The sequence below is a fragment of the Oleiphilus sp. HI0067 genome (assembly GCF_001635735.1).
In genome coordinates this window covers 1-602 of the sequence record NZ_LWFI01000439.1, presented here as the reverse complement: position 1 = coordinate 602, position 602 = coordinate 1, and the positions used below count along the sequence as shown (strand labels likewise).

General features: G+C 49.7%; 2 protein-coding genes. Both read left to right on the top strand.

Going from position 1 to position 602, the window contains the following annotated elements:
- Window positions 1–306, top strand: a 306-nt coding sequence (locus A3739_RS05100; protein ID WP_156502368.1) for a DUF1989 domain-containing protein, incomplete at its 5' end; no start/stop codon positions are given.
- A gap of 67 nt (window positions 307–373) precedes the next feature.
- Window positions 374–602 (top strand): biotin carboxylase N-terminal domain-containing protein (locus A3739_RS05095; RefSeq protein WP_304440258.1); only part of this gene is annotated, 229 nt, incomplete at its 3' end.

The following is a 602-nucleotide window of genomic DNA, read 5'->3' as shown; positions in this document are numbered from 1 at the left end:
GACCTCGAAAAGCGTTGCATGCACGCCTGTCGTGATAGCTGGATGTTGGCGATTGCCGAGAATCCTCAGTACGGAATTACGAAGCGCGATATCAGTCATAACATCAATTTCTTTATGAACGTCCCTGTCACAGAAGAGGGCGATTTAACCTTCGAAGATGGTATTTCTGGCGCTGGGAAATATGTCGAGCTACGCGCCGAGATGGACGTGGTGGTGCTTATTTCGAATTGTCCGCAACTTAACAACCCTTGCAATGGCTACAACCCCACGCCTATTGAATATTTAGTCTGGTCGAGCGCGGCCTAAACGCACAGCAACCTCAGTGGACGACCACTGTTGTATTTTCATGCGGGACGGCCCGACACGATGATCTATGTTCAACAAAGTATTGATTGCGAATCGTGGAGCTATTGCCGCACGCATCATTCGCACTCTGAACGAATTGAATGTCGCGTCAGTTGCGATCTACGCGCAGAGCGACGCCCAAAGCCTTCATGTTCGTCAAGCTAGTGAGTCTTACTGCTTAGGTGATGGCCCTGCCGCTGACACCTATCTTGATATCGATAAAATTATCGCCATTGCCAAAGAGTCGGGTGCACAAG